This is a genomic window from Paenibacillus sp. J31TS4 (genome assembly GCF_018403265.1).
Taxonomy (GTDB): Bacteria; Bacillota; Bacilli; order Paenibacillales; family NBRC-103111; genus J31TS4.
Genome location: NZ_BOSI01000001.1, coordinates 1,964,929 through 1,989,811 on the forward strand (window position 1 = coordinate 1,964,929; position 24,883 = coordinate 1,989,811).

Genomic DNA, 24,883 nt, shown 5'->3' on the forward strand with positions numbered 1-24,883 from the left:
GTCGACATTAGAACGCAAGACTGTAAACGTGATGTCAGACGTAAAGGATGATTTGGTGAAGCTCAAGTCGTCGTTGGGATTGTCAAACGAGAGCGATACAATCCGGTTTCTGCTCACCCTCTATAATACGTCAGCAACGATCCCAACCGAGGCCGTTACGGCATTGCTGGAGCTTCGGAAATGAGAGAAGTCCCCTAGTTATTACAGCTGGGGGACTTTCTTTTTGGGTCATTTCCTCTTCAACATACGACCTTCGTTAGTCGTTTAAGCCGGGAGACTCTTGAGTGGTTCCGGGCAATTTTCTACCACCCAATCCCCGCCAATCAATTCAACGTTTTTTCCCGTGGCGTTGTACTTCGATATTAACGCGAACATGTCAAGAACCGGCTCTTGCTCGCTGGTCTCGAAATTCTCGTAAATTTCCTGCAAATCGTTCACTATTTCTGCTTTCCTCTGGTTAGTCATATCTCAATTCCCCCATACCCTTATGATTTTTACGGTTACCGTAGCCGTATCGGTTGCGTGGTAGTTTGTAATCCTACCTTTCAACGCTCTATCGTATGGAATCTTATACAATTTTGCCTCTTGCATGTTTGCTGGGTCAATCAAATCAACCGATGCACTAACTCGCTGTCCCAAGTGCAAAGATACGCTAGGAGTAGCGTTAGAGAAGGTTTTTGCAACGTTGTTTTTACGCGGGAAATACATAGCGCCCCCCGCATCTGTTCCCGCATACGTTGGATGGGCGCTCCCCTCTAGGCTCCACGGGAATTTATCAATAGCTACGGCGAGCCATAATTCCTTTTCATTCGTTGGATTAAGGTTAAAATCGAAACTTGTTTTTGCCGGAACACTTACGGCATTCACTAAAGTTTCAAACGTGATCATATTATTCATCGCTATGTGCATGAAACGAGAACGCTTATCCAGGCTTGACATTAGAGAGGCACCCCCAGCAGGTGAATTGATAGATTTCCAGACGTCGGCGCTGTGTCACAACGATAACCAACGTACATTCCATCTCGGAGTTGGGATTTCCAGAATAGTTCATCCATTACCATACCATTCTGCTTATCAAATAAAGTGTCCGATAATCTTAACCTTATCGTTTCAGGCATAGGGGGGATTACTGAGCAGATAGCCCCGGCATCGGTAGGATATGGCGAATACCTTTTGGTAGTACCATCCGTTAACGGAACGGCCAGTCTATTTATGACTAGCGAAACTCTAATACAGGCATATAGGGGCTGGTTCAGAGTATTAGTAAAGAATAACTCGAATGCACTATACTTAGCAGCATCAAAGAGAACGGTTCTTTCGGTAGTATCCCTAATGTCTTGAGCATTCACAAGAACAATTTCCTCAACCTTTCTCCCCGTTAGCACAACATTCTGGCTGCCGTCAGCGTTAATGCCGTTGGCCTCATTGACAACCTGTCCGTTCTCTTTGATCAGCCGGCCGGACCGGGCCGAGAGAAAATTTACGTCCATCCAATTTCACCCCCGTTAAAATTAAAAACAGCCCGCCGATTCCGGCAAACTGTTACTTCGGCGTTGCTATGATGTTCTCTTTCTCTTCTGCGGTGATGTAGTTCTTCGCGACGGCCGTCTCGAGCTGCTGCTCGCTAACCGTTCCGTTTGATCCAGCACATGAGAAAGTAGTTGAATAGTCTGCTTGCCATATTCGATCATCCTTTCGATTTGGGTTTAGAGTCCGAGCAAGAAGTTGATGGTTTCCTGCGTCGCCTTCACCTGCTCATCCACAAGAGCGAGCTGGCTCTTTAATGCCTGGACTTCGCTGCTGGTGGCGACGTTCAGGAAGGTAAGCTCTCCAGACCCGTCTTGGTTGCGGTGTTCAGCGATAAGCTGCTTATCCTGATTCTCGTCCATGATCTTGGTACGCTCGACCATATCCCCATAGGGAACGACTAGATTGATATTAACCACTGGCTGTTCCCTCCTTAGACTTATCCCTTGTTATGAATCTTGGCGAAGATGGGGAAGCATTCGTGATTTTTGACCCCCACAGAGAGACGCGACTTGAGCTATACTCTACTCGGACTACTATGTCAACGATGTCCCCCTCGGTAAGATTCCAGTTCATAGAGCAAGTTACGTTGGAGTATTCGTTGGACTTGAACCAGGTGTTTGGGTAAGTCTGCCCGTTGATCCTAACATCTCCAATACCATTTGCACCGAACATAACCCAGGAAATAGTGTAGGTGTTAGTCCCGGGAGCATCTATCCGAAACCTTCGAGCGATTACGTATGTGGTGCTGCTCCCATAAAAGGTCTCATCACTACCCTCTGCGGCATAGACGTGAGGTATGGTGGTTCCCGCTATTCCGTAAATACTTTTTCCCTGCAAAATGTTCTCTGGTTTCCAGTCCGGCTGGCCCGGAAGGTATGTGTTGTAGACACTATTCCATCCTCCAGCATAATTCCCTGCATAATATCCTCTGGGGGGCTTGGCATACAACCTCCTACCCGAGCCATCCCCTGGGTCCCAGGACATCCACAGATCGACAGGCACTTCGTTATTTCGGTTTGGCAATGTTCCTGACACTTTCTGACCCTTTGCATAGCCTGAAAAACCTTCTACCACGTATTGTGCTTCTAGGTTCGCATCGCTGGTGAAAGTTCCTTTTACAAAACCAGAGCCAGCACCAGAAGCACTATTGGCTCCAATTGTCTGTCCTGCTTTCACAACATCTGGGTTTAGACCATAGACCTCTTGGCGGAAAATTGTATTGGCATCTATGAACCCCGTCACACCTGGCTTAAAGTATAAGCTGCCACCGTATCCGTCTCCCCAGAGTCCAAAACCAGATACTTGCGTAATATTCGCTGTGTTAGCCGCGTTATCTGTGATAGTTTGTCCGCCCCGGTTTGGCATGGTTCCGACGATTTTTTTACCACCAACATACGCCGTCTTTCCAGCAATCAACTCCTGGGTCGCGGCGTTCGCGTCCTTGGAGATATTCCGGATCTTCGCCGCCAGCGTTGCGAACGAGTCGGCGGCCGCCGCAGCTTGCCCCATATCGGAGATCGCTTGAGATATCGGCGTTTTTGCGTTTTCTACGTTCTGCGTTGCTTGAGAAATTCGGTTCTCAAGATCATTCAAATTGACCGGTGAAAGCGGCGTTGTTTCGCTCCACTGCATTTTCTCACCTCACTCATTGCGACCCGGCAAGCAGCGCAGCCACCCGGTCATCAAGGTCCTGCATGTATGCCGGTGTGATCTTCTTCGTGCCGGTCGCCGGAGCAAAGCTCCGCGTGTCGATCTTCTCTACTTGAATGGCTTCCATATCTGTCTTGGTCTTGTTGTAAGGCTGCTCATCCACCTTGATGTTCCCCCGCATACCACCAAACCACGCCACCTTAGATAGCTGGCCGATCGCTTCGAATGGTGCGATGTAGGATAGGCTCGTGATGCTCCCGGTTTCCGCGCCGTTCTGCTTTGTGAGCACCTTCCGCAGTAACTCTTTTCCCTGCGAGTCATAGAGAATCACCGATTTTACACGATCGGCAAAGTCAAACATAGGGAAAAGGCTGGTCGATGGGAACAACGTGTTGGATGCGTACACCTCTTTGAAGATGTTGGGCGTCTCGGCTGCCGTCCAGGTCTTGGAGAATGAGGCCAGTGTGATGAGAACCTCTTCCTCGTTGATGTTCTCGCGGATGACGAATGCCTCCCCGCGGGTCGCCATCAGCTCGAACATGCGCGTCCAGCTGCCCTGCTCCGGGCCCTCGACCGCCGACACCTCGTAGAATAGCATGCCTGCCTCGTCGCTAATGCTCACGCTTTCGATAAGCATTTCCGCATTGTTAAGACCATGCTCAGGAAGATTAATGATTGCCAGTTGCCCGGCTTCAAGTCCGCGCCGACGCGTCCGAAACTTTACCCTGCGGCCGATGACTCCGTACTTCTTCAGCTTGGCTGAAGCGGATTGGAAGGCAGCTTCCCGGTTTGTCGTCTGCGGCTCGTCTTCTACGTCTTCATTGAGCCCGGAATTCATTTCGAGATTTTTCCTTAACGTGATCTCGTCCTGATTGCGGGAAATGACGACTATGGAGAATTCGCCTTGGTACGTTACGGATAAAATATCGGTGTCCTTAATCGGAGTAGCATTGGTATCCTGGGAGATCGTATTCTCTCCCTTTGACCAATACCACTGTTTGCCGTTGTCGAGGCCGCGGATGCCCACTGTTTGCGTCTGACCGTTCAGTCGGATGGTTGGCACCTTTGCCAGTTTAAAACCCGTGGTGAACGCCGTTCGCTTTCCGTCTCCCTTGAATTCCTCAGTCTGCGGATCGGTGATGTCCGTACCGCCTTTGATGTATTGGGAATTCCGGTATTTCGGGTTTCCATGCTCGACAGTGGGATCGTGAAAAATGTCCGCACCAGTCACGATCCAGGGGGCCGTAAACGTTGATCGCTCGACAAAGTATAGCTTCCTGTCGAAGTCGATGTACCAGATGAACCCGGCTTTCTCGGCAATTGCCTCAATAGCCCTGGTTACCGGGACATAATTAAACACGGCCTCCTCGACTAAGGGGCCGTCTTGTATAATGCCTTCGGTGACACCTTCTTCTGCAAGCTTCTCGAAGATCATATTTTTAATGATCGTCCCAGCTAGCTGCTGTTCATAGGCTTTAGCAAGGATACGTTTGTCTGCGAGATAATGCTGGTCCTTGCATTGGATATTATGCATAAGAATGTCTTGTCCAGGGATGCGCTTCTCAGTTGGCTTGTCAATGACGCCAGCATAAAGAATCCCCTTGTCTTCACCAAATATCTCTACTAGCTGCCCTTGTTCGAAATGAACTGATGTGTCCGTCTTAACAGTGAAGGAAGCGGTGGAGCGTTCTCCGATAGCGTCATCAATGGAAAGCGAGTTCACCAACACCTTTACTTCCGCTCCGTTTATGAAAAACCGGATATACTCCGGCCGCATTACCTGGTATGGACTAATAAAATACTGATCGTCGAGCGCCAACGTCACCACCTCCTTCGGCTGTTAATTGCACTCGAGAATCTTTACAGTTTGGTTGCTCTCAGCAATTGCAAACCATTTTACCGGGTACATCGGGTCTAAGCTGATGGAGAAAGGCTCGCCTGGGAGCAGCGGATACCCTGTTGTTTTTGTAACTGCAGCCGAGGGTCCGAGATATATCGCATCGTTCCCGACTACACGAATAAGCATCTTTCGCCTTGCAGGTAAAGCAGTCGAACCAGCCTTTAATTCTACTGCTGTAGTACCTACTGTTTGCGTTCCGCTAGAAAACCCCGTTTGAACGTCAGATTCTCCAGTAAATGGCCGGAATTCGTTGCCGGACTCGCTCCACTGTTGCGGGATCGGTTTATTCTTGCCATCGGTCAGAATTTCCTTGTTGTAATATGGCAAGGTGCTTCACCCCCTATATTTTCATTCCTGTTCTTATCCTAGTAATGTCTTGAAGATGTGGGCCGACAGATTTGGCGATAGTACGACCATCCAACTCGATGATGAGAGTACTGCCACCATTGCCAGAGTTTGCTCCTCCACCCACTCCAGCACTACCAAGCGGCTGAATGGTTGGCATGCTCAACATGTGTTCCATAGACCCCTGAACCTCTGGATAAGAGTCTTGAAGTCCGAGAGCGAAGCCTTCCCCGGTAAATCCTCCAATCTCCATGAATACTCTCGAAGGAGAATGAATCCCCAGCACAGACTTTGCGGAGTCGATTGCACCGCTGACCATGGATTTCGCTTTGTCCACTAGAGCCGTGCCCATCGAACCTATGCCGTCGATCAGACCTTTAATGATGTTTGCCCCCATCTCGATAGCGTCAGCTTTCATTTGGTCCCAACCATCTTTGAGACGATTGCCAATGTCAACGAGAAAGCTCCAAATCTTACCCGGCGCTTCAGCGAAGGAAGTCATGATGCTGGTCCACATTTCATGAATAGAAGTCTTGGAGTTGTCCACTCCCTGCTTGAAAGACTCCTTGATCTTATCCCAAGTGGAATTCATTTTCTCCCAAATAGCTAGTCCGCCGTTTACGAAAAAGGAAATCAGATCGCTCCAGAAAGCTTTCCCCGCGGCTTTGACTGCTTCTACGCCATCATTCCAGGCATCTCTGAGGCTATTCCATGTAGAGACAAGATTGTTCCAGATTTGTTTGCCGGCCGATACAAAGAGATTAACAAGAGCGTCCCAAGCTGCCTGTGTATTGGTTTTAATGGATGACCAAGCCTGGTCCCAGATCTCATACAATCCCTGTCCGAGCCGAAGAACAATGTCTTTCACGTTGCTGGCGAAGCCGCCCCACGCCTGTTTGATCAGATCCATATTACCGGTGACTAAACCGACAATACTGAGAAATGCAGCTGCGAAAAGGGATTTTATAAATTGCCAGCCTTCGTCCAAGACCATGACGATTGTTTGCCATACCCCTTTAATGATGGCAAAGACGTTCTTCAATCCGACTGTCACGATGGGGCCAATGGCATCCCAAACATTCGTGAACATCTCAGTGACTCGATCCCATGTCTGGGAGAAGAAATCGACAACACTACCCCAGATGCTAGAAGCCGTGCTCTTGATGGCTGACCACGTTCCCGAAAGGAAGGACTTAACCCCATCCCACGCTGCATTAACTCCATTTACAATGACTACCCAGGTAGCAGCGAAAAAGTCAACGATTCCTGCCCATGCTGAAGACGCTCCAGCTTTAACATCAGCCCAGACCGCGGAAAACATTTCAGCTAAGCTGCCCCAAATGGCAATAGCCGCACTCTTTATGCCCTCCCAAACACTATTCAGGAACGCGACGATGTTGTCCCAATTCTCATAGATCACAATGGTAAGAGCAGTTAGAATCGCTATGGCTGCCGTGACAGCAGCGACAATTCCCAGGATAGGCAAAAGCACTGCCCACTGAGCTGCGGCTAGTATTCCGAATCCCGCGACTAGGAATCCAACGGCACCAGCAAGCAATAACAGCCCTGTCGTTAGCGCGGCTCCAATGGCAATGAAACTCTTTGTTGCTGGGGAAAGGCTATTGAACACATCCATGATCTTCCCAAGCCATTGAGAAAAAGCTCGCACAGCAGGTAGCAAGGCTGTTCCCACACTGATTGCAAACGTCTCGAGCCCACCTCTCAATTGCTCAAGAGATCCATTCAGCGTGTTCATTTTCGTTTCGGCAACTTGATCGGCTGTTATCGCGTGCATGGCCTTGTTCATATTGTTCAGGCCATCCGCGCCTTCCTTGTACAGGATGTTCCCCGCTCGTATGGCGTCCGTTCCGAACATGATTTCAAGCGAGGCAGCACGCTGCGCATCAGTCATCCCGCTAAGACTCTCCTGGAGGATGCCTGCAATTTCATTCATTGGCCGGATTGATCCAGTCGCATCGTAAAACTTAGAGGACAGGACACCTGTTTGCATCGCAAGCTGCATGTAGGCGTTTTGCGCTTTGACAGACCCTTCTTTGGCACCTTCCTGCTCTGCGGCAAACTTCTTCAGTGCCTGATCTACATCCTCAAAAGAATTTGAGGCCGGTGTGATTCCGTTATCTTTGAGCAGCTGAAATGCTTTCTGCGCGTCATACGTCATCAGATTCAAGCGCTGGAATTCAGAAACCTGGGCCTTTGTACTCGGCTGAAGATTTAGCAACATCGTTTTCAAAGAGGTGCCAGCATCAGACCCTTTAAGGCCATTTTGTGCAAAAGCTGCAAGTGCAGTGGTCGTATCATCGAAAGATAGTCCTACCCCCGAAGCTACCGCCGAAACAGCAGCCAAGCCAAACTTAAGCTCATGTACAGAGGTTGCAGATGCGTTTGCAGCGCCAGCAAGGATGTCGGCAGCTTGTTGCACAGTTAAGCCATCATTTTTAAAGGCGTTGAGTGCGGTCGAAGCCAACTCTGCAGCGTCTGCCAGTTCCAGTTCTCCGGCTGTTGCAAGAGAAAGCGCACCCTTCAAACCACCGCTCATGATGTCCTCGGCGCTTACACCGGCCTTGACCAACTCCTCGATGCCTTTGGCCGCCTCGGTCGCTGAGTACTTAGTGTCAGCCCCCATCTTGATGGCAAGTTCAGAAAGTGATGCACCGTACTTATCCACGTCTGCCGGGTCCATTACCGATTTGACATCGGCAATGGACTGCTCAAAGTCGGCCGCCGATTTCACAGCTCCTCCAAGAGCAAGACCGATCGTCGCGCCCGCTGCGGTGAAAGCAGTGCCGATTTTTTGGCCGGCATCAGAAACCTGTTTCCCAACCTTTCCAAACGACTTATCGAATTCGTTGGCAGCCTTTTCGAAATCCGTCATGTCAGCACCAATCTTGACCATTAAACTGCCGATTGTCTCTGCTGCCATTAACCACACCTCCTTCCCATAACAAAAAAAGGAGCCGATTTATCGGCCCCTTCTGCTCATAAGGTCTATCAACTTTGCAAATTCCGATTGTTTGTCTTCCTGCGTCTGAAGCTTCTCTTTTCCGAGGAGCCGCTTGACGGTCACTTTCTTCCTCAGATGCACGTTCATCACGTTCGCTGCGTGCCAAGCTAGTCGTTGCATCTCCATGTCAGCGCGGAGATTGTAACCGTCTATCATGTCGAATACTTCAGCAGGAGTCAGGTCCCAAAACTGCTCAGGCGTAAGCTGGAGCGGACCGAGTGCGAATTGCTTTAATCGGTTCCAGTCGAACTCAGTCCGCTCACCTTGTTTTTTTCAGCCTGTGCCCCGTTTCTGTTAAAAGCAAGGGTTAATGCTTCTCCGCACTTGCTCATGACTTCTGCCATATCGGTTTCGTCAAGCAGATCGCCGGCCTGCTCCAGAGTAAGGTCTGGAATCTCATGCAGCAGACCGGCCCACAGGAGAGCGATCATCTCCGTGATTCCCATGTTTTTCGTGTCTAGCCTCGTAATCTTGATCCCTAGTTCTTTCTCGAGGGCTTTCAGCGAATTGGACTTGTACCGCAGATACCTCGGCTTGTCCAATGTAATCGCTACGTAACCGCGTTCCGGGTTTGGCATGTGCTATTATCCTCCTGTTATACGACCGGCGTAGAACCGGATTCAGTTTTGGTCACTCTGTTCAGCTTGCCATCTCCGCTAAGTGAAACGGAGATCGTGATGGCATCATCGACCGGAGTTCCCATCTCCCAGCTGGTTACTATTGCCCGGCCGGCCCACCCTTTTACGCCGGTAGCATTCTTCGGGAAGAACTCCACCTCAATCTTGGCACCGGTGACCAGGGCGTCATAAAGATCATCTTGGCCGGCGTCCCCGTCTACGTAAAAAGCATCATGATCGAGAGACCAGGAGCGGATACCAGGCTCTGCTTCTTTCCAACCGTTAGAATCGAACGACGTTGTCTCGATCTCGTCGGCCTCAACGGAAATACTAACCTCCGTGCCCTCTGCAATCGGCGTCCTGGTGGCTTGAGCCACCGCGTAAAGTTTTGCATACATGCCTGTCATTTTCGGCAAGGAAACACACCTCCTATAGTTCTTGAAGCTTGATCCGGTATCTTACCGGGATATGCCGGGTCCTACCGTCCTCGTCCCGCAGCGTCTCGCTGAAGTCGTATTGACAGGTCGCGGAATCGTATCCGGGAATTTCTATTTCCTTGTCGGCCAGCAGACGATTAACTTCACCGAGGATCTGAGACGCTTCCTTAAAGCCTTCATATCTGCTCCAAATGTGCAGCGTGATGGTTGCCTCTTCACCGAAACGAGAAAACGTCCGGAACGGACCGGACGTCATCTCTCCAATGGTGATATAGGGAAAGGCTTGGTTCTCAGGAACGTCGTCAAATACGCCTTTGATCCTGCTCATAAGACCCGCGTCACCGGTCAGAATTCGGTAGATAGCCTGCTGGATCGGGAATGCGGCGCTGGTCATTTCAGGGCCCCCTTAACAGCCGACTTGATGCCGTCCATGAATCGCGGACGTTCTTCCTCCCATGACGGCGTCATAAACGGCTTTGCCCGGGCATGAACAGTGCCAAATTCGATAAAGTGGGCGCGCCAGCTGCGCGGACCAATCTCGGCTGCTAGCTGGTCCTTCGAATACTTGGCTGTAATTGTCTTTTGCAGGGCACCGCTCTTAACTGCAACCCTGTCCCTGGCGTTTTTTCTTATTGCGTTGGCTGACTTGCGGACTTGGGAACGCACGGCTTTACGGGATTCTGTCTCGATTTTGTTCAGCCTAGCGACGATTTCATCAGCTCCCACGATGTTTACCGTAGTCCGCATGCTCATGCCCGGTTTACTCATCGCCGCTCAACTCCTTGCACATCAGGAGCATTTCACGATCCCTTTCTTCTACGTTGATAGGAGGGGAAACGATCTGAAAGACCCTGTTTTTGAACCGGATGCGCATGTTGCTGTCGATATCCTCACGGGGTCTGATTTCAAATCGCATCGTGAATTCAGACTGTGTTTGCTGGGCTTCTACTAACTCCCGGCCCTTCAGCGGGACGGCATTCGCCCAAACACTGGCAACCGGCTTCCATGTCCTCGTGCGTCCGCCTGCGCCGTCGTCATCCTGTTCGTATCGTTCAATGGATATGCGGTGTCGGAGCTTACCCGGGTTCATGCTTTTTCATCGCCGTTATCCAGCTTTTTCAGCACCTCGATTGCGTTTTCACGGCCGCGGACCTTTTCTCCGTTAGGAAGCTCGAAATAGCCCCCGCCAACATGGTTCAGCCGCTCTTCAAGCGCCGCTTCTTCCGCCTGCTCGGCTTCAGTCTTGGTCATTACTTCTTCTGAGATGAAGCCAGCCTTAGCGAGTTCATCTGCTCGCTCCGTATTTTCGGTTTCGTAAACAGAACCTTCGGAGAAGTATTCCTTGCTGTGCTTGTCGATGAATTCTTTCTTAACTTCGTATTTCATTCCCATCATCACCTTTCGTTTTGGGTTAAACGACCGGGGCATAGGATTTCAGCTGCCAGATCATGCTGTTAAGCGATCGATCTTCCTTCATATCGACCCCGCGGTTTTCGAACTCAATTGCAACATACCTCATAACTGCCAGTTTGTAGAGAGAGGAAACCCTCTCCGGTACCCCTGCATTGAATAGATATTCCCTTGCAGCCTCGAGAAAAAGAGCGAGAGACATATCGTCCTCGCTCCCGTCGATCCGAAGGTATTGCTTTAGTTCATCCAGCGTAGGCATTCGTCATGCCTCCAATCCTTAGACTTCCGGAGCTACAGTAGCGATCCGGAATGCCGATTTAAGCAGGATTTGTTGATCAATCCAGGCTGTGAGGACGAAGAGGTACTCGCCTTTCTTCACGTCTTTGTCGGTTTCGTAGATGATGTTTCCATCATAGTTCAACCGAGCATAGTTGAAGTCGCCAACAATGGGATCAGTGGCTGCGTCAGAGAAGATGACTTCCTTACCCAGGATGCGCTCTTTCGGTGCGTCGAAGTAGCTGCCATTGTTGCCGGCCAGCATCTCGATGATTCCGGAATAGTCGGCGTAAGTCATAACAATGCTTGCGTTCTCCCGGTATTCCTCGGGTAGAGCAGCGAGAGCGTTCTTGATGGCGTTGAGTTTATTAGTTCCACTCACTCTAGCAATGTTGTTTTGGGTCGAGAAGAAGCTCATATGCTCCTCACCCGTTTTCGGCGTTTTGGCGAAGGATACTTTCTTTTCCTTCGCAGCAAGGCCGGACCGCAGAGCGTTTTCCACGTAATTGACAAGATCCACGTCGGAGCCGTGGAGAACCGTATCGGAGATGCCTGCGAAGACTTTGAATTTGTGTCGGCCGAAGTCGACGCTGTCACCGGTAAGCTCGAGCTCCTTTGCCGTCTCTTCGTCGGTAATGAAGTCGTCATCGTCGAGACGGTACGCGATCTTGGGAAGCACCAGACCCTTGATGTTAGAGATTCGTACCACTTCCCGCAGCGGATTCTTAACCAAAGGCTCGGAAAGCAGCTCGTTAGACATCGTTGTCGGAAGGAACTTGTCACCGCCGGACGGATGCGGGCTTGGCAGCGCGCGTAGCACGTTCTGAGCGTCTTGAGATACCGGGCGGCCTTCGACGGATGCACGAATGAACTCGGCTTTGGCTGCAATGATCTTATCCTTGTCATTGCCTGCCCGTGCTACCGGATTTTCACGGTCCAGGTGTGCCTGCTGCTCTTCGGCCATCTTGTCATGCTGCTCTTTCAGGAGGTTGAAGCGTTCCTGCAGGTCGGACTTCTGATTTTTCAGATCGGCAATCTCGTTCATCGGCACCGCCGGATTGGCGAGCTTATCGACGAGTTGGTTTTCGATGGATTTCAGCTGGTCCCCTACTGTGGAGAGCTTCGCTTTCAGGTCGTACAAAGTGGAGCCGCCGGCGAACGTTTGGAGATTGAGCTTGAAACGGAATTGGTTCTTTTTCATTCGGATTAAACCCCCAATATGGAATTAATGGATTTGATGTTTTCTTTTGCAGCTGCGATAAGTTGCTGCCGTTCTTCTTCGCTGATTGTACCGGCATCGTGCTTCTGTTCAACCGCTTTTACAAGCGTGTCCGGGGTGTTTTTGAACCTCGCGAACCACTCTGGATCAGCAGAAGCCGCTATTTCCTTCGCTTCGGTCACCACGTCACACAGCCCGTATGCAAGGCACTCGTCTGCAGTCAACCAGGTCTCACTGTCCATGATTTCGGTCAATTGCTCCCGGCTCAGACTATCACCCGTTTTGCCCAAGTAAGCCTCAACGATGCTTTCCGCAATCTTGTCCAGGTCGTCGGCAGCTTTCCGCAGATCATTGGCGTTCCCAGCCGCGTACGTCCACGGGTTATGAATCATCATCATGGCGTTTTTAGGCATGTAAACGGCATCTCCGGCCATTGCAATGACGCTGGCGATAGATGCAGCCACCCCGTCAACATGGACGTTTACGCGGGCTTTATGGCGCTTCAAAATCGTATGGATCGCCTGACCCTGAAACACGGAACCACCTGGCGAGTTGAGGTAAACGTTCAGCGTCTTGATATCACCGAGAGCCTTCAGGTCATCATTAAAGCTCTGGGCTGTCGTGTCACTGTCATCCCACTGATAAGAGACGATATCCCCGTAAATGTACAGTTCACCGGTGTCATTGGCAGCGTTTTTGACCTCCCAGAACTTTTTGCGCTTATTCTTCAATCTTTTTCACCCCCTTCCTGAGCTCAGTCGGCGTGTCGATTGGATACAGGTCACCGCTAAGATACAACTTGTCTCCGCCTTCCTCTGGCGGCAGCTCTTCCCATGCTCGGACGTCGTTTGGTTTGAAAACACCCGATCGAATCATCTTGAAATAGAACTCTCCGCGAGTCTGAATATCGCCACGCAAAAGAGCGTTGACGTTGAACTTGAAGCCAAGTCCGCGCCCACGCTCTTCTGGAGTAAGGAGTTTTCGGTTAAATTCTTGCTCATATTGCCGGACAATAGGGATGAGCGTGCTCTGAACGAACTCCAGAGACATCTGCTCCATGCTGGAGTAGTTGGCTCCCTGCGTCTCGCCTAGCATGTGAACCGGCATGTTGTAGACCGTCGCCACCCTGGATCGGGTAATCCTCTCAACCTCGAAAACTTTGGTATCCAGAAACTTGCGATCAATGGGCGCGATCTCCATGCCGGCCTCTTGAATGAGGACGCCACCGTTTTCTTCGTAAAATTGCTTGAAGTTATTAAGGATTTCAGCCCTCTTGTCCGCACTAAGGTGTGTAGCCATCTTCAGGATGAAAGACGCCGTGATTGAAGCATCCATTTGCGAAATACTGAAATGGCGCACTTTGCCGTCGAAGTCTACGGTGTTGCCAAGAACGTCAATGGGATTGATGCCCTTGTAGCCGGTCCCGTGTATATGCTTGACGTGGATCATGTCCATGTTGTGGACGTAGTACCGGCCCTTGTCCCCTTGAATTTCGTACCAGAGCTCTTTGGTATCCCGCTCAATGACCGGTTCAACCCTTGCAGGATCGAGAATCACGAGAGCTTCCACCTGGTAGCGCATGTCATATCGCTTCATGGCATAGCCGTTTCCGGTGCTGTCCCGCAGGACTTCAAGTGTCCGGATAAAATCGAAGCTCGTCATGTTCGAGTTCGGTGCATTGGCGATTAGGTCGGCAGTCTGGTTGTTCATAGGGCTGAAATCCCTGTAAAGCTTCAGCGGAAGACTTGCCATGGCGTTTGAAAGCCGGGAAATCGCCGCAAAAATCGTCTCGTTGTTCGCCAAAGCTTCCCCGGATCGGCCAATAAAGATGTTTCGCGGCGAGAACCACTTAGTAAAATCGGAGGTTGATCCGGTGGCCTTATTCCGGAAAACGTCCCAGGCGAGCCGTGCCCGCTGTCTCAATGTCACAATTGTCATCACCTCCTTGTCAGGCTCTTGAAGGATACGAATTCAATGTTTCCGGCCGGCTGCGGCGTCGCCATACGCTTCATGACCTCCGTGTGGGCATTCAAAAAGGCAGCAAAGCCGTCAATTTTCCGATACCGGTTCTGTTTTGTCGGCAGCCAGTTACCATTGCGATCCTCGACCAGCTTCACGTTGTTAAGGTACCAACGGAAAAGCTTGTTCTGATTGAAGACCACCCGTCCGTCCAGCAGCATCTCCTTGATGTCTTTGAGGGCCGGGCTGAGCGTGAGAGCGCCTTGCCGGGTCACTTCCACCCGGAATCCCTGCGCTTTCATATCCTCCACCAGGCGGAAAGCATTTGCTGGGTCATACGTGATCAAATCAATGGCGTAGTGCTTCGACTGCTCGACAAACCACTCAAGCACGTACTTGTAATCGACGTAGGAGCCCGGGCATATCGTGAGCAGCCCTTCTTCCCGCCACTCGTAGAACGGCAGCTTCTCATTGTCCAGTTCCACCTTCCTCATTGGCACAAAAGAGTGCGATAACGCAAAAACCCGCCCATCGTCGAGCGGGATTTCCAGGCATGCAGATGTGAAGTCCTCAGTCTGCGAGAGGTCGAAACCGCCTACCGCAGTCCGGCCATACAATTCGGCCGGGTTGATTATCCCGCTGTTTGCACGGATGATCTCGAAGTCGATAAACGATTGCTCGTCCGACTGAACAAACCGGTTGAGCCGCTTCGTTATGAAATCATTTCGCTCTGCCGGGATATGCTTGCGTGTATCCCATTCCTCGACAAGCGTCTCGAGCTTCAGCGTGACACCAAGGTTCGGGTTAGCCTTGATCCAGTTATCAGGATTCTCAAGATCGTCCTCCGGATCAAGCTCCGCCATAAAGTAGAATGTACGCTCGTCGGTAATGATCCCTTCCAGCACATCAGCCGATTTCTCGTAATAATCCATGAGAGGACCGTTCAACTGGTATCCGGCAGTTGTGATATAGACCAACAGCGGCTGCAAACGTGCGCCGGTACTGTTCTTGATGACGTTGATCAGCTTGTAGTTCTTGTACTCGTGGATCTCATCAAAAACGCCAAAACTACAGTTTTTGCCGTCCAGCTTTTTGCTGTCTGTGGCAAGCGGCATGATCTTGGACAGCGTTTTGCCGAAACGGATTTCATGCAGCGTCTCCTGGAAATGCCGGTTCAGCACGGTCGAGGCCTTAACCATGGCTTTGCATTCGTCAAATAGCTCCCTGGCTTGTTCCTTGGAGTTCGCAAGCTGGAACACCCTGGCACCCTTCTCCCCGTCCTTCGAGGCTGCATAAAGGGAAAGGCCGGAGATCAAGGTCGTCTTTCCGTTCTTCCTGCCGACATAGATCAAACCTTCTTTGAATCGACGGACACCGGTTTCCTTATGAACCCAGCCGTACAAAGACCCGATGATGAAGTGCTGCCATGGTTGCAGCTCCAGCCGGTCGTAATCTCCCTGAGACGGTTTGCAGAATCGTTGAATGTAGTCGATCGGTCGGAAGGCTTTCTCCTCGTTAAACACAAATGGGAACCCCTCGGTCCCCTGTCTTCTGAGGTCGTTCAAGTGCCGTTCGCACGCTTGACGCACCTTCCTGGAGGTGACGAGCTTGCCGGCGACCACGTCCTCGGCATATTTCGTTGTTAGCAGGTCAGAAACGTTCAAAATCATCGCCCCCACCTTCGGGTGGCGGATCTACGACTCCTGACACCTTCCTATCCGAGGCGGGGGTCAGTTTCAACTCAGCCTGAAGCTTACGCTGCTGCTCGACGATCTTGATAACCTTGTCGACCGACTTGTTATCCCGGAACATCTCCTGCGATCCGTTTTTAAACAGTTCGACGGCCCCGCGCTTTTTGATGTCTGCGATAGCCCGCTGCTTCAGCTGCTCGAGTAACACGATGTTATCGACCAGCATGATAGATCGAGCGCTGAGGTTATCGTCAATGCGGAGCTCCTCCACCAGAATGTCGAATAGTTCCTTGGCTGCTTTTACCGTTATTGCTGATTTTGGTTTGAACATTTAACCCCCCCTCACATAGAAAAATGGTTATGCGCCGAAAACGAAGCGCCCCCGCCGGTCCCCAGGGGAAATAATTCTCTTTTTCCGGGGCAGGGGGGGTACCTCAAGTTCGTTCCATCGTCCTCGCATTCCGTTGTCATCCAGACAAGTCAGAACCGAATCATCCAGATCCGGCGCACATTTTTTCCTTCAGTTCGTCTATCATACTGCTGATTCGTTTTTGCCGGACCAGAATGTCCGCATGAATCTTCTCACGCTTGGCAATATCCTTAATGGATCGGAACCTTTGCCATGAGTCTTTGACCTTGCGTTGTTCTCCGCGCACTGCGGTGTCTGTGTAATAGCTCGGGTATTCATGACCACAATGCGGGCAACTAAAATAGTGCAGATCAATTGTGAAGTCGAGGCGTCTGGATTCCATGGAGATTGAGAAGTCCTGTTTGCATTGGTCGCAAGATACTATCGTGCTGCTCATTAGACGTTCACCACCTTTCGCGATTCGGTTTGGCCCTTACGATTACCGCCTTACGTTCAGTCTCAGGTTCCTTCTTGCCCCCACCCTTCTCTGGATGCTCTTTGTTGTGGCATGCTGCACAGATGCTTTCTTGGTTCTCTGGATCAAGCGCAAGATCGGGTGCTTCTTCAATGGTCTTGATGTGATGGACAATCGTTGCCGGAGTCATCTTCTTTATTCGCAGACATGGCTGACAAAGATAGTTGTCTCTTTCTAAAACAAAAGCCCGGCATTTAAGCCAGGCTGAGCTTTTGTAGAACGGCTTAGCTTTCTTCACGAATAACCCCTGTTGGTGCGATAGGTCCATTACATTTCGGACAACAAGTCCCATCCATTTGTTTAGACGTCACGGTTTGCCAATCACAATACAAGCAATTGTAAATCAGTTTCGGCCTCACACTTTTTATCATGATTGATTACCTCCTGTACGGGTCAAAACAAAAAGCCCAAGCTTTTATGCTAAGGCTTTGGTTTGTTTCTACCATCGAGATATTATCGAGATGCAAGTAAGTTTCTTTATATCTTTCTTTTTTCTTTCTTTGTCCACTAATTAGGTGACAGATCTGTCACCTTCCTAGGTGACAGTACATACCGCTAATTAGGTGACAGTCGTTTTTCTGACCTACCGCTAATTAGGTGACAGTCGTCGACCGATATGTACTATGAGGTGATTCATATTTTCAAGTCAGGTTTTACACTAACGACTGATTCACACTTGCAAGCAGCTGCCTTCAACAAAACAGATATTTGTGTTTGGCAGCATGGTAAGCTCATCGAGTACGGCGGCCATATCGAGAAGATCAGCGACGTCGCCGTTACGATCAATGGAGAGAAATACTTGAAGGCCACTTGCGAATTCAAGGTCCGCTAGTGGCCTTTTCTCTTTGCACCTCGCTTTGACGTAGTTTGCACACAACATCTTCGCTCGGGGCAGCAGGAAAACAAAAAGAGAAGAACTGGCCTGCTCATACTACCCTGGCGGTTTAATGACCGGCAGCTGGTACGCGATTTGTGTCAGGCGTTCCTCTCTTGTTACATTTTCCATGATATAAATATAACAGATCGAAAACCTAATAACTGATAACTATTTTCGATTAATATCCCATTTTTTTTCGAATGTTTTCGACTTTTGGTTTGGTTATACTTGTTATCACGCATACCAAAAACTTTAACCAAAAGGAGTTTGCATTCACATGTCAGTTATCAAGGCAGACTACCTCTTAAGCCTAGGGATCGAGAACATCGTCAATTACCTACGCAAATCCAGGCAGGATGAAGAGAGGGAGCGACGGACAGGCGAAGACGTTCTGACCGAACAAAAGCAGATCATGGATCGCATTCTCGAACCGCTCGGCATTCCATTTGATCAAAAACCAGAAGTCGGGTCGGGTGACAAGATTTCGACTCGTCCTGTATTCCAATCCGTTGTCGAGGACCTGCGGAACAAGAAGTACCAGTGCATCGCCGTTAAGGAGATCTCTCGTATGGGCCGCGGCTCTTACACCGACATGGGGACCATATACGACCTCATATGCGATAATCGCATTTTCATCCTCACGCCGTACAAGCTCTATGATCCCAGGAACAGCACCGATCTTCGGCAGATCCGCTTCGAGCTCTTCATGAGCCGGGAAGAATTCGAGACTACCCGCGAGCGTCTATTCAGTGGTCGCGTGAACAATGCCATCTCAGGCCGCTGGGTGGCCGGTCCTGCCCCGTTCGGCTTCAACTACAACAAAGATACCAAGAAGCTTGAAATCAACGAGGAAGAGGCCTCTGTGGTCCGCACGATCTTCGACTATTATGTGAATGGGGTGCCGGAGAAGAACGGGAAGCGTAGAGACGTGAGCTTCAGAGCGCTGGCTACATACATCGCTAAGCGGACGCCGATCCGCACGCCAAGAGGGATGCGCGAATGGCACCCTACACAAATCCGGCAGCTAATCACCAATGAACGGTATATGGGAACTTTGAAATTCCTCACAACGCAACGGGTGAACGGTAAGGTTGTGCAACGGCCCGAGGAAGAGCATATCGTTGTCCCGGACGCTATTCCCGCAATCATCGATCTGGAGACATGGGAAAAGGCGCAGGCCAAAGTTCAAGACTCCACCCACAAACCGCGAACGAAGATGGATTTTTCTCCTTGCGAGCTGGCTGGTCTGTGTGTCTGCATGAAGTGCGGCCGCCGCATGATCCGGCAGTACAGCGTCCAGAACTATCAGACGAAAAGCGGAGAAGTGAATACGTACCACAAAGAATTTTTATGGTGCACAACGTCAGGTTGCACGTTCGTGAAATACAGGGCCGTGGAAGATGATTTGATCGAGATTTTGGAGCTGCTCCACTCAATGGACGATGACCTCCTGAGAGCAAACCTTACTGCATTGATCGCCGAGGATAACAAAAATGTACATCCAGAGGAGGACATGTCTAGCTACATTGAGCAAAGAAAGAAAGAATTGAAAAACAGGCAGCGGTTTATTTATGAAAAGTATGAGGGCGGCATTTACTCGGATGAGATGTTTCTCGAGAGAAAAGCGGAGATAGATGCGGAGCTCAAGAAGATTATTGAGATGGAAGAACAGCATAACAACAAACAATCCCGTTCATCAGTTGCAGACATTGACCTGAAGATTGTCCGCAGAAACTTAACTTCTTTTCTTGCAGCATACAAGGATGAAGACAGCGACAAGTCTGATCGAAATAAAATTCTCCGGTCCGTGTTTACTGATGTTACGGTGGAGATCGTCGAGAAAGGTCGTGGAAGAACTCCCACCAAGTTTGCTTTGTACCCGCGACTAGATCCGGCATTGATTAGCCAGAGTTTTTTGGTACAATGAGGATATAACCTATTCGTCGGCCGAGATGAGCGCGAACCGGCCGGCCTTGAAATTCCCCTCCTGCGTCAGCGACAGCAGGTTCCACAGAAACTTCTCGTCGCACTTCAGCATCTCCTGGAACTCCATGATTCCCCGGTTTGCTTTGTTCAGCTCCCCGTCGAACCGGTAGGCCCGCGGATCCGACTCCGAGCCGTACTCGGTAATCGTGCTGAAGTCGATGCTTCCCGTCAAATCCGCAATGTCCTGCGACTTGGGATCGGACGGGCTGAACGTGCCTATCCCGATCCGGTTTTCTTCCGATATGACAACCCGTTCGACGGGAACGTCCTCAATCCGGTTATCGAACTCCACCTTGAGCCGCATCTGGCAGTGCGGGCACAGCGTCCCCTCGATTTTGACGCCAAGCTCCTGTTCGATCTCGGGCCTCAGCTCCTGCGGAATGAGATGAAGCGCCTCTTCGTGCATCGGGCAGCCCTTGATCGCATAGACCGCACCGCCCTCTTCCTTGGAGAATTGCTCGAGCCCTTTCTTGAGCATGGTTACGATCGTTGACTTGCCTCCGCTGACAGGTCCCATGAGCAGTAGAATGCGCTTTCGGACGTCGAGGCGGCGGGCGGCGGAATGAAAATATTCCTCCACCAGCTTCTCGATGGCCCGATCAAGGCCGAAAATCTCCTGCTCAAAAAATTTATATTTGCGATGCCCATTCTCCTCTTCCACGCCTTGGGACGCAATCATATCGTATACGCGCGCATGTGCCGTCTTGGCCAACCCGGGATTCTGCCTCAGCTTGTCGATATACTCCGCAAAGGTGCCGGTCCACGAAAGCCGCTCCATCTCCGTCCGGTGCTCCGATATCCTTTTGAAAATATCCATGGTAGCCTCCTCTCCCCTGCTTATAGCGCTAAGCCAACGTACTAATACGTATGCAGCCCGGGAGGGGAAGTTGCCCGATTCTTGAGAAAAAGAAAAGGACCGGGAGACGTCCCGATCCTTGCAAAACCGCAGGGCCTAACGCGCTTTGGCAGCCTTCCGCTCAAGCGAAGCGAGCTTGACCACCAGCTTGTCGGCGAGCTCGTCCGCGGTCTCCCAGACCAGCGGCTCCGTCTGCATGATGCCGAACGTCTGCTCCCAGACGGCATCCTGCCGGACGGTGTAGATGACCTCGATGCCGAGCCCCTCGGCATAACCGGCTTCAAAGTAAAGATGGGGCTTCGGGACGGTAACGTCCGCGATCAGAAGATCGGCCTCCCCGATCTCGCGGCGCATGTCGCGCGCGGCCCCCGGCTCCCCGGCCGGCTGATCGGGCGCAAGAGGCTCGTAGCCCTTGTCCCGGAGACGGGGGAAGACCGACTCCTTCATCGGCCCCAGCAGCTCCGAATCCTCCGTCATCGAGATATAGCAGAGCTTGCCGGGCCGCTGCTCCTGCTCGTACAGCCGCTCGGCCGCCTCCCAGCCCTGCTCGGTCAAACTGAGCGTGGCGCCGACGCGGTTAATGAGCTTCTCGGTTTTGAGCTGCTCCAGAATATAGATGAATTCCTGCAGGTTCGGGGAGTAGGTCAGATTGAACGAGGCGTGCATCGGATCGAGCTGCACCTCGTCCCCCGGTCCCTGCGCGTTCCGGTGGAGGAAGGAGAGCAGCTTGTCCATTTTGGCTTCTACTGTACGCGGAATGAGGGGGGATTCGAGAATGACGGCCGTGTTGCCCGCGAGCAGCTCGACCTCCTCCCCGCGGTCTGTCTGCTCCCTTATGTAAGCGGAGATGAGGTAGAAGGAATCCCGTTTATCTCCCAGATCCATTCGATTGAACTGATCGTATACGCTGGCCCCGATGCGATATTCTCCGTCGCCGGTGCAATAGCAGCTTCGGAACAGGTAGACGGAGCCGCCGTTCAGCGGCTTCACGTTGACAGGCTTTTCGCAGAACAGGCATCGTTTTTGTGGAATGGCCACAGGTGAACCAACTCCTTTCCTAATCAATGTCAACATTCGGCGGATGTCCCCGATTTGTGGGGGTGGCACCGGAAGAGGCGGCCCGCGCGCAAGCGGCGGATGCCTCCTCGGACCGGAAGATGTCCGGTCCCCGTATGCTATAATCTAGGGTAGCAAAGCCGCCCGGCGAAAGAAAGCCGCCGCATCTGCCTCTTGCTGGAAGCAGTGCGGGGAGAGGGAATCTAGGAGGGAATATTGAGCATGCCGATAGCGAGCGAAACGGAGCTGTACGCCCCGATCAAGCGGTTTCTGGAGGGACAGGGCTACACGGTGCGCGGCGAGGTAAACCACTGCGATGTCGTCGCCGTGCGAGGGGACGAGCCGCCCGTCATCGTAGAGCTGAAGAAGACGTTCACCGTCCCGCTGCTCGTACAGGGCATCGAGCGTCTAGGCAAAACCGACTCGGTCTATGTCGCCATCGAGCGCAAGGAGCACGGCCGGGCCCCGCATCAGCTTGCGTGGAGCGACCTGGCCAAGCTGTGCCGGCGGCTCGGACTCGGGCTCCTAACCGTGCGGTTCTACAAGAGGAAGCCGCCGGTCGTCGACGTCGTCTGCCATCCGGAACCGTACGTCCCGCGCAAGAACAGCCGCCAGACGGCGGTGCTGCTCAAGGAATTCGGCGGCCGCAGCGGCGATTACAACGTCGGCGGCAGCACGAAGCGCAAGGTCGTGACCGCCTACCGCGAAAAGGCGCTCCACTGCGCTTGGCTGCTCCGGCAGCACGGCCCGATGACGCCCCGCGCGCTCCGTGAGGCGACCGCCAACCCGAACGCGGCTTCGGTGCTGCAGAAGAACTACTACCGCTGGTTCGTCCGCGTGGAGCGGGGGCTGTATGCGCTCAGTCCGGCGGGCGAACGGGCTATGGAAGAATACGCGCATGTGATTAAGGAGAGGGCCGCCGGCGGGAGGGAAACCGGCTCGGCGGGCTCCTGAGCGAGATCCCGCGCATCGGCCGGGCGCATCGGGCGCAGACTACCGGGTAACGCGGGGGATTCCTTCCAGCCTCCGCCTATCGAACGGGAGGCGATTTTACATGACGAGACGCAGAATACGGCTGGCCGCCGCTGCAATCCGGGCCGCAGTACTAGGGCTGGCCTTAGTGTGGGTCTCTCTGCTCGCGCCCGTCTCAACCTTCGCCGCTTCTCCGGCAGCGGAAGGGAGAGCCGTCAAGTCCCCCATAGTGATCCCCGTTCTTCTCTACCACAGCATCGCCGACATTCCCGGCAATCCGGTCGCCATGCGGCCCGAGCTGTTCGAGGCGGAGATGGCCTATCTCGCCCGCGAAGGCTATACGCCGCTCACGCTGGAGAGCTTTCTCCGCATTCTATATGGAAATGAGCCGTCTCCTCCCAAGCCTGTGCTGCTGACGTTCGACGACGGCTATGCGAATAACGATACAGTGGCTCGTCCCGTTTTGGAGCGGTACGGCTTCCCGGCGACCTTATTCTTTTGCCCCGGCTTCGAGGGCCAGGAGGGCTACCTCACCTGGAAGCAGGTCCGCCGCCTGCAGCGCGCCGGCTGGTCGATCGAGCCGCATACGATGAATCACGTCCGCCTGCCGGATCTGGATCTCGTGCTGCAGCGGCGCGAAATCGTGGAGTCGAAGCGGGCGATCGAGAAGCGGCTCGGCCGCCGGGTACTTGCCTTCAGCTATCCGTACGGCGAATACGACGAGCGGACGCTGGAGGCGCTTCGGCAGACGGGGATCCGCTACGCCTTCGCGCTCAAGGACGACTTCGCTTCGTCCGACCAGCCGCCGCTTGAGCTGCGCCGGCTGGTGGCAAGCGGCGACCAGACGCTGGAGGAATGGGCACACATGCTGAAGACAGGCCGGCCGCTGGAGTCTCGTCCGACCAGCCGGACGCCGCATACGTAGTCCCATTTTGCGTCCGAAGGGCCGTTGACCGTGCCTGGCCACACCAAGGGTGCATACACTGCTCCATATACTTCCTAAGGAAGAAGGGAGCAGGACTGTGGCAACCCGGACAACGCCTCATCTAGCGGTTATGACCTCGGAATACCACCCGGAGATCATCGGTGGCCTGGGAACGGTGGCGACCGCTCTCACGCATGCCCTCTCGTCCCGGTACGCCAGGGCGACGGTATGGAGCGCCTCCTCCTCTCCGAATGCGACGAAGCAGCAGGACCGGGGGATTTCGGTCCTGCGCCTGCCACGGTCTCCGCAGTACTATCAATCCAAAGCCTTTTCCTATAAACGGATCGCGGAGCTGTCCGCGAAGTATAAGCTCCCTCGTCCGCATCTCATCCATATTCACAGCCTGGAATTCGCCGACGCGGCTCTCGCGTTCAAGCGGGCGCACGGCACCCCGGTCGTCTACACCTGCCATTCGCTCATCGATGCGGAGGGACGGACGTCAAAGCAGCGGATCTCCCGGCGGCTCCAGGAGCAGCTGTTTCGCCTGGCGGACCGGATCGTCGTGCCGAGCCGCTGGCTCCAGCGGGAAGTGGAGCGGCGGTATCCGAAGACCAAGGGACGCACGGTTGTCATTCCGCACGGCGTTTCTCCCGTCTCCGGTTCCTCCCGCGTCCCGCTCCACAAGCTGCTGTATGTCGGGCGGCTCCTGGTCTCCAAGGGCATCGACCCGCTCATCGAAGCGGTCGCCGATGTCCGGCGGACGCATCCGGACATCCACCTTACCCTGGTCGGCGACGGCCCCGTCCGATACCGGGACCGGCTGCGCAGGCTGGCGGCCAGTCGCGGGATCGCTTCGCGCGTCCAGATGCGGGGCTTTCTTCCCCACGACCGGGTCAAGCGTCTCTACCGATCCTACGGCGCGGTCATCGTCCCTAGCCGCCAGGAGTCGTTCTGCATGGTCGCTCTTGAGGCGATGGCAAGCGGCGTGCCGCTCATCTCCACAAGAGCAGGGGGACTCCGGGAGTTCGTCTACTCCTCCCATGCGATGATCATCCGCTCAACGGACAGACGGGCGATAGCGGCGGCGATCCGGACCGTGCTCGCGAATCCGGAGCTGACCAAGCGACGTGCAAGCGCCGCCCGCAAGCACGCCAGGAGATACAGCTGGCCGGCAACCGCGAGACGGTACGCTGCCCTGTTCGAGAGGCTGCTCGCTTCCCGCGGGTCCAGAAGACGGAAGGGGTGAGGACACGATGACGGTTCCGTACGGC

The 24,883-nt window shown here is 52.8% G+C and carries 28 protein-coding genes and 2 pseudogenes; 5 read left to right on the forward strand and 25 right to left on the reverse strand.

Going from position 1 to position 24,883, the window contains the following annotated elements; genetic code table 11:
* Positions 1-264 precede the first annotated feature (264 nt).
* The 23 genes and pseudogenes from KJS47_RS09265 to KJS47_RS09380 all read right to left on the reverse strand — a co-directional run bounded on the left by KJS47_RS09265 (position 265) and on the right by KJS47_RS09380 (position 17,178).
* Positions 265-465: a hypothetical protein gene (locus tag KJS47_RS09265; RefSeq protein ID WP_213524604.1), complete on the reverse strand. Its 201-nt coding sequence runs from the start codon at positions 463-465 to the stop codon at positions 265-267.
* A gap of 3 nt (positions 466-468) precedes the next feature.
* Positions 469-939, reverse strand: coding sequence for a hypothetical protein (locus tag KJS47_RS09270; RefSeq protein ID WP_213524605.1), 471 nt, complete (start codon positions 937-939; stop codon positions 469-471).
* Positions 939-1,490, reverse strand: a complete 552-nt coding sequence (locus tag KJS47_RS09275) for a hypothetical protein (protein WP_213524606.1) — start codon at positions 1,488-1,490, stop codon at positions 939-941. Before KJS47_RS09275 ends, KJS47_RS09270 begins: the two co-directional genes overlap by 1 nt.
* 216 nt (positions 1,491-1,706) lie before the next feature.
* On the reverse strand, positions 1,707-1,946 hold the full coding sequence (locus KJS47_RS09285; RefSeq protein ID WP_213524607.1) for a hypothetical protein: 240 nt from the start codon (positions 1,944-1,946) through the stop codon (positions 1,707-1,709).
* The gene (locus tag KJS47_RS09290) at positions 1,939-3,162 is read right to left on the reverse strand and encodes a hypothetical protein (RefSeq protein WP_213524608.1); all 1,224 of its coding nucleotides are present in this window, start codon (positions 3,160-3,162) and stop codon (positions 1,939-1,941) included. The genes KJS47_RS09285 and KJS47_RS09290 overlap by 8 nt, the downstream gene beginning before the upstream one ends.
* Before the next feature lie 13 nt (positions 3,163-3,175).
* Positions 3,176-4,999, reverse strand: coding sequence for a hypothetical protein (locus tag KJS47_RS09295; protein ID WP_213524609.1), 1,824 nt, complete (start codon positions 4,997-4,999; stop codon positions 3,176-3,178).
* Between the two features lie 21 nt (positions 5,000-5,020).
* Positions 5,021-5,407, reverse strand: a complete 387-nt coding sequence (locus tag KJS47_RS09300) for a hypothetical protein (RefSeq protein ID WP_213524610.1) — start codon at positions 5,405-5,407, stop codon at positions 5,021-5,023.
* 13 nt (positions 5,408-5,420) lie between these two features.
* The gene (locus KJS47_RS09305; protein WP_213524611.1) at positions 5,421-8,366 is read right to left on the reverse strand and encodes a phage tail tape measure protein; all 2,946 of its coding nucleotides are present in this window, start codon (positions 8,364-8,366) and stop codon (positions 5,421-5,423) included.
* A 39-nt stretch (positions 8,367-8,405) separates the two neighbouring features.
* A pseudogene (locus KJS47_RS24390) lies at positions 8,406-8,645 on the reverse strand (hypothetical protein); the annotation flags it as partial.
* Positions 8,646-8,677: 32 nt separating this feature from the next.
* Complete coding sequence (locus KJS47_RS09315) at positions 8,678-9,025, reverse strand: hypothetical protein (protein ID WP_213524612.1); 348 nt, start codon at positions 9,023-9,025, stop codon at positions 8,678-8,680.
* Positions 9,026-9,042: 17 nt separating this feature from the next.
* Entirely contained in the window at positions 9,043-9,471 is a 429-nt protein-coding gene (locus KJS47_RS09320) for a phage tail tube protein (RefSeq protein WP_249716281.1), read from the reverse strand.
* A 22-nt stretch (positions 9,472-9,493) separates the two neighbouring features.
* A complete protein-coding gene (locus KJS47_RS09325; RefSeq protein WP_213524614.1) occupies positions 9,494-9,895 on the reverse strand; it encodes a DUF3168 domain-containing protein in 402 nt (133 codons plus the stop codon).
* Positions 9,892-10,269, reverse strand: a complete 378-nt coding sequence (locus KJS47_RS09330) for an HK97-gp10 family putative phage morphogenesis protein (RefSeq protein WP_213524615.1) — start codon at positions 10,267-10,269, stop codon at positions 9,892-9,894. Before KJS47_RS09330 ends, KJS47_RS09325 begins: the two co-directional genes overlap by 4 nt.
* Positions 10,262-10,591: a phage head closure protein gene (locus KJS47_RS09335; protein ID WP_213524616.1), complete on the reverse strand. Its 330-nt coding sequence runs from the start codon at positions 10,589-10,591 to the stop codon at positions 10,262-10,264. Before KJS47_RS09335 ends, KJS47_RS09330 begins: the two co-directional genes overlap by 8 nt.
* Positions 10,588-10,887: a hypothetical protein gene (locus KJS47_RS09340; protein WP_213524617.1), complete on the reverse strand. Its 300-nt coding sequence runs from the start codon at positions 10,885-10,887 to the stop codon at positions 10,588-10,590. Before KJS47_RS09340 ends, KJS47_RS09335 begins: the two co-directional genes overlap by 4 nt.
* Positions 10,888-10,912: 25 nt before the next feature.
* Positions 10,913-11,170 carry a head-tail connector protein gene (locus KJS47_RS09345; protein WP_213524618.1) on the reverse strand — a complete coding sequence of 86 codons (258 nt, stop codon included), beginning with the start codon at positions 11,168-11,170 and terminating at the stop codon, positions 10,913-10,915.
* Positions 11,171-11,188: 18 nt separating this feature from the next.
* Entirely contained in the window at positions 11,189-12,388 is a 1,200-nt protein-coding gene (locus tag KJS47_RS09350; RefSeq protein WP_213524619.1) for a phage major capsid protein, read from the reverse strand.
* A gap of 5 nt (positions 12,389-12,393) precedes the next feature.
* The gene (locus KJS47_RS09355; protein ID WP_213524620.1) at positions 12,394-13,137 is read right to left on the reverse strand and encodes a head maturation protease, ClpP-related; all 744 of its coding nucleotides are present in this window, start codon (positions 13,135-13,137) and stop codon (positions 12,394-12,396) included.
* Positions 13,127-14,335 (reverse strand): phage portal protein, encoded by a 1,209-nt coding sequence (locus KJS47_RS09360; protein ID WP_249716202.1) that lies wholly within the window; start codon positions 14,333-14,335, stop codon positions 13,127-13,129. The genes KJS47_RS09355 and KJS47_RS09360 overlap by 11 nt, the downstream gene beginning before the upstream one ends.
* An 8-nt stretch (positions 14,336-14,343) precedes the next feature.
* Positions 14,344-16,035, reverse strand: a complete 1,692-nt coding sequence (locus KJS47_RS09365) for a terminase large subunit (RefSeq protein WP_213524622.1) — start codon at positions 16,033-16,035, stop codon at positions 14,344-14,346.
* Complete coding sequence (locus tag KJS47_RS09370; RefSeq protein ID WP_213524623.1) at positions 16,016-16,387, reverse strand: P27 family phage terminase small subunit; 372 nt, start codon at positions 16,385-16,387, stop codon at positions 16,016-16,018. Before KJS47_RS09370 ends, KJS47_RS09365 begins: the two co-directional genes overlap by 20 nt.
* Positions 16,388-16,547: 160 nt before the next feature.
* A complete protein-coding gene (locus KJS47_RS09375) occupies positions 16,548-16,862 on the reverse strand; it encodes a hypothetical protein (protein ID WP_213524624.1) in 315 nt (104 codons plus the stop codon).
* Positions 16,863-16,869: 7 nt separating this feature from the next.
* Positions 16,870-17,178, reverse strand: coding sequence for an HNH endonuclease (locus KJS47_RS09380; RefSeq protein WP_249716204.1), 309 nt, complete (start codon positions 17,176-17,178; stop codon positions 16,870-16,872).
* A gap of 438 nt (positions 17,179-17,616) precedes the next feature.
* On the opposite strand from KJS47_RS09380, the gene KJS47_RS09385 reads away from it, so the two are divergent.
* Together KJS47_RS09385 and KJS47_RS09390 are read left to right on the forward strand one after the other, a co-directional pair.
* The gene (locus KJS47_RS09385; RefSeq protein WP_213524625.1) at positions 17,617-17,772 is read left to right on the forward strand and encodes a hypothetical protein; all 156 of its coding nucleotides are present in this window, start codon (positions 17,617-17,619) and stop codon (positions 17,770-17,772) included.
* Positions 17,773-18,094: 322 nt separating this feature from the next.
* Positions 18,095-19,744, forward strand: coding sequence for a recombinase family protein (locus KJS47_RS09390; RefSeq protein ID WP_213524626.1), 1,650 nt, complete (start codon positions 18,095-18,097; stop codon positions 19,742-19,744).
* Between the two features lie 12 nt (positions 19,745-19,756).
* Here KJS47_RS09390 and KJS47_RS09395 read toward each other — a convergent pair.
* Both KJS47_RS09395 and KJS47_RS09400 read right to left on the reverse strand, forming a co-directional pair.
* Positions 19,757-20,620: pseudogene (locus tag KJS47_RS09395) on the reverse strand (protein prkA); the annotation flags it as partial.
* Between the two features lie 135 nt (positions 20,621-20,755).
* Entirely contained in the window at positions 20,756-21,697 is a 942-nt protein-coding gene (locus tag KJS47_RS09400) for a TIR domain-containing protein (protein WP_213524627.1), read from the reverse strand.
* 240 nt (positions 21,698-21,937) lie between these two features.
* Here KJS47_RS09400 and KJS47_RS09405 point away from each other — a divergent pair, with 240 nt between their 5' ends.
* From KJS47_RS09405 to KJS47_RS09415, 3 genes are all read left to right on the forward strand, one after another.
* Positions 21,938-22,669 (forward strand): DUF2161 domain-containing phosphodiesterase, encoded by a 732-nt coding sequence (locus KJS47_RS09405; RefSeq protein WP_213524628.1) that lies wholly within the window; start codon positions 21,938-21,940, stop codon positions 22,667-22,669.
* 100 nt (positions 22,670-22,769) lie between these two features.
* Positions 22,770-23,612 carry a polysaccharide deacetylase family protein gene (locus tag KJS47_RS09410; RefSeq protein ID WP_213524629.1) on the forward strand — a complete coding sequence of 281 codons (843 nt, stop codon included), beginning with the start codon at positions 22,770-22,772 and terminating at the stop codon, positions 23,610-23,612.
* A gap of 97 nt (positions 23,613-23,709) precedes the next feature.
* Positions 23,710-24,858, forward strand: a complete 1,149-nt coding sequence (locus tag KJS47_RS09415; RefSeq protein WP_213524630.1) for a glycosyltransferase family 4 protein — start codon at positions 23,710-23,712, stop codon at positions 24,856-24,858.
* The last annotated feature ends 25 nt before the right edge of the window (positions 24,859-24,883 follow it).

Excerpts from the sequence above, each read along its gene's own strand:
- KJS47_RS09345 (WP_213524618.1), bottom strand. The coding sequence starts at position 11,170 with ATGCCTACGCTGGATGAACTAAAGCAATACCTTCGGATCGACGGGAGC.
- KJS47_RS09390 (WP_213524626.1), top strand. The coding sequence starts at position 18,095 with ATGTCAGTTATCAAGGCAGACTACCTCTTAAGCCTAGGGATCGAGAAC.
- KJS47_RS09315 (WP_213524612.1), bottom strand. The coding sequence starts at position 9,025 with ATGCCAAACCCGGAACGCGGTTACGTAGCGATTACATTGGACAAGCCG.
- KJS47_RS09410 (WP_213524629.1), top strand. The coding sequence starts at position 22,770 with ATGACGAGACGCAGAATACGGCTGGCCGCCGCTGCAATCCGGGCCGCA.
- KJS47_RS09330 (WP_213524615.1), bottom strand. The coding sequence starts at position 10,269 with ATGAGTAAACCGGGCATGAGCATGCGGACTACGGTAAACATCGTGGGA.
- KJS47_RS09350 (WP_213524619.1), bottom strand. The coding sequence starts at position 12,388 with ATGAAAAAGAACCAATTCCGTTTCAAGCTCAATCTCCAAACGTTCGCC.
- KJS47_RS09265 (WP_213524604.1), bottom strand. The coding sequence starts at position 465 with ATGACTAACCAGAGGAAAGCAGAAATAGTGAACGATTTGCAGGAAATT.
- KJS47_RS09275 (WP_213524606.1), bottom strand. The coding sequence starts at position 1,490 with ATGGACGTAAATTTTCTCTCGGCCCGGTCCGGCCGGCTGATCAAAGAG.
- KJS47_RS09290 (WP_213524608.1), bottom strand. The coding sequence starts at position 3,162 with ATGCAGTGGAGCGAAACAACGCCGCTTTCACCGGTCAATTTGAATGAT.
- KJS47_RS09365 (WP_213524622.1), bottom strand. The coding sequence starts at position 16,035 with ATGATTTTGAACGTTTCTGACCTGCTAACAACGAAATATGCCGAGGAC.
- KJS47_RS09305 (WP_213524611.1), bottom strand. The coding sequence starts at position 8,366 with ATGGCAGCAGAGACAATCGGCAGTTTAATGGTCAAGATTGGTGCTGAC.
- KJS47_RS09340 (WP_213524617.1), bottom strand. The coding sequence starts at position 10,887 with ATGAAATACGAAGTTAAGAAAGAATTCATCGACAAGCACAGCAAGGAA.
- KJS47_RS09270 (WP_213524605.1), bottom strand. The coding sequence starts at position 939 with ATGTCAAGCCTGGATAAGCGTTCTCGTTTCATGCACATAGCGATGAAT.
- KJS47_RS09370 (WP_213524623.1), bottom strand. The coding sequence starts at position 16,387 with ATGTTCAAACCAAAATCAGCAATAACGGTAAAAGCAGCCAAGGAACTA.
- KJS47_RS09325 (WP_213524614.1), bottom strand. The coding sequence starts at position 9,895 with ATGACCAGCGCCGCATTCCCGATCCAGCAGGCTATCTACCGAATTCTG.
- KJS47_RS09375 (WP_213524624.1), bottom strand. The coding sequence starts at position 16,862 with ATGAGCAGCACGATAGTATCTTGCGACCAATGCAAACAGGACTTCTCA.
- KJS47_RS09405 (WP_213524628.1), top strand. The coding sequence starts at position 21,938 with ATGCCGATAGCGAGCGAAACGGAGCTGTACGCCCCGATCAAGCGGTTT.
- KJS47_RS09335 (WP_213524616.1), bottom strand. The coding sequence starts at position 10,591 with ATGAACCCGGGTAAGCTCCGACACCGCATATCCATTGAACGATACGAA.
- KJS47_RS09320 (WP_249716281.1), bottom strand. The coding sequence starts at position 9,471 with ATGACAGGCATGTATGCAAAACTTTACGCGGTGGCTCAAGCCACCAGG.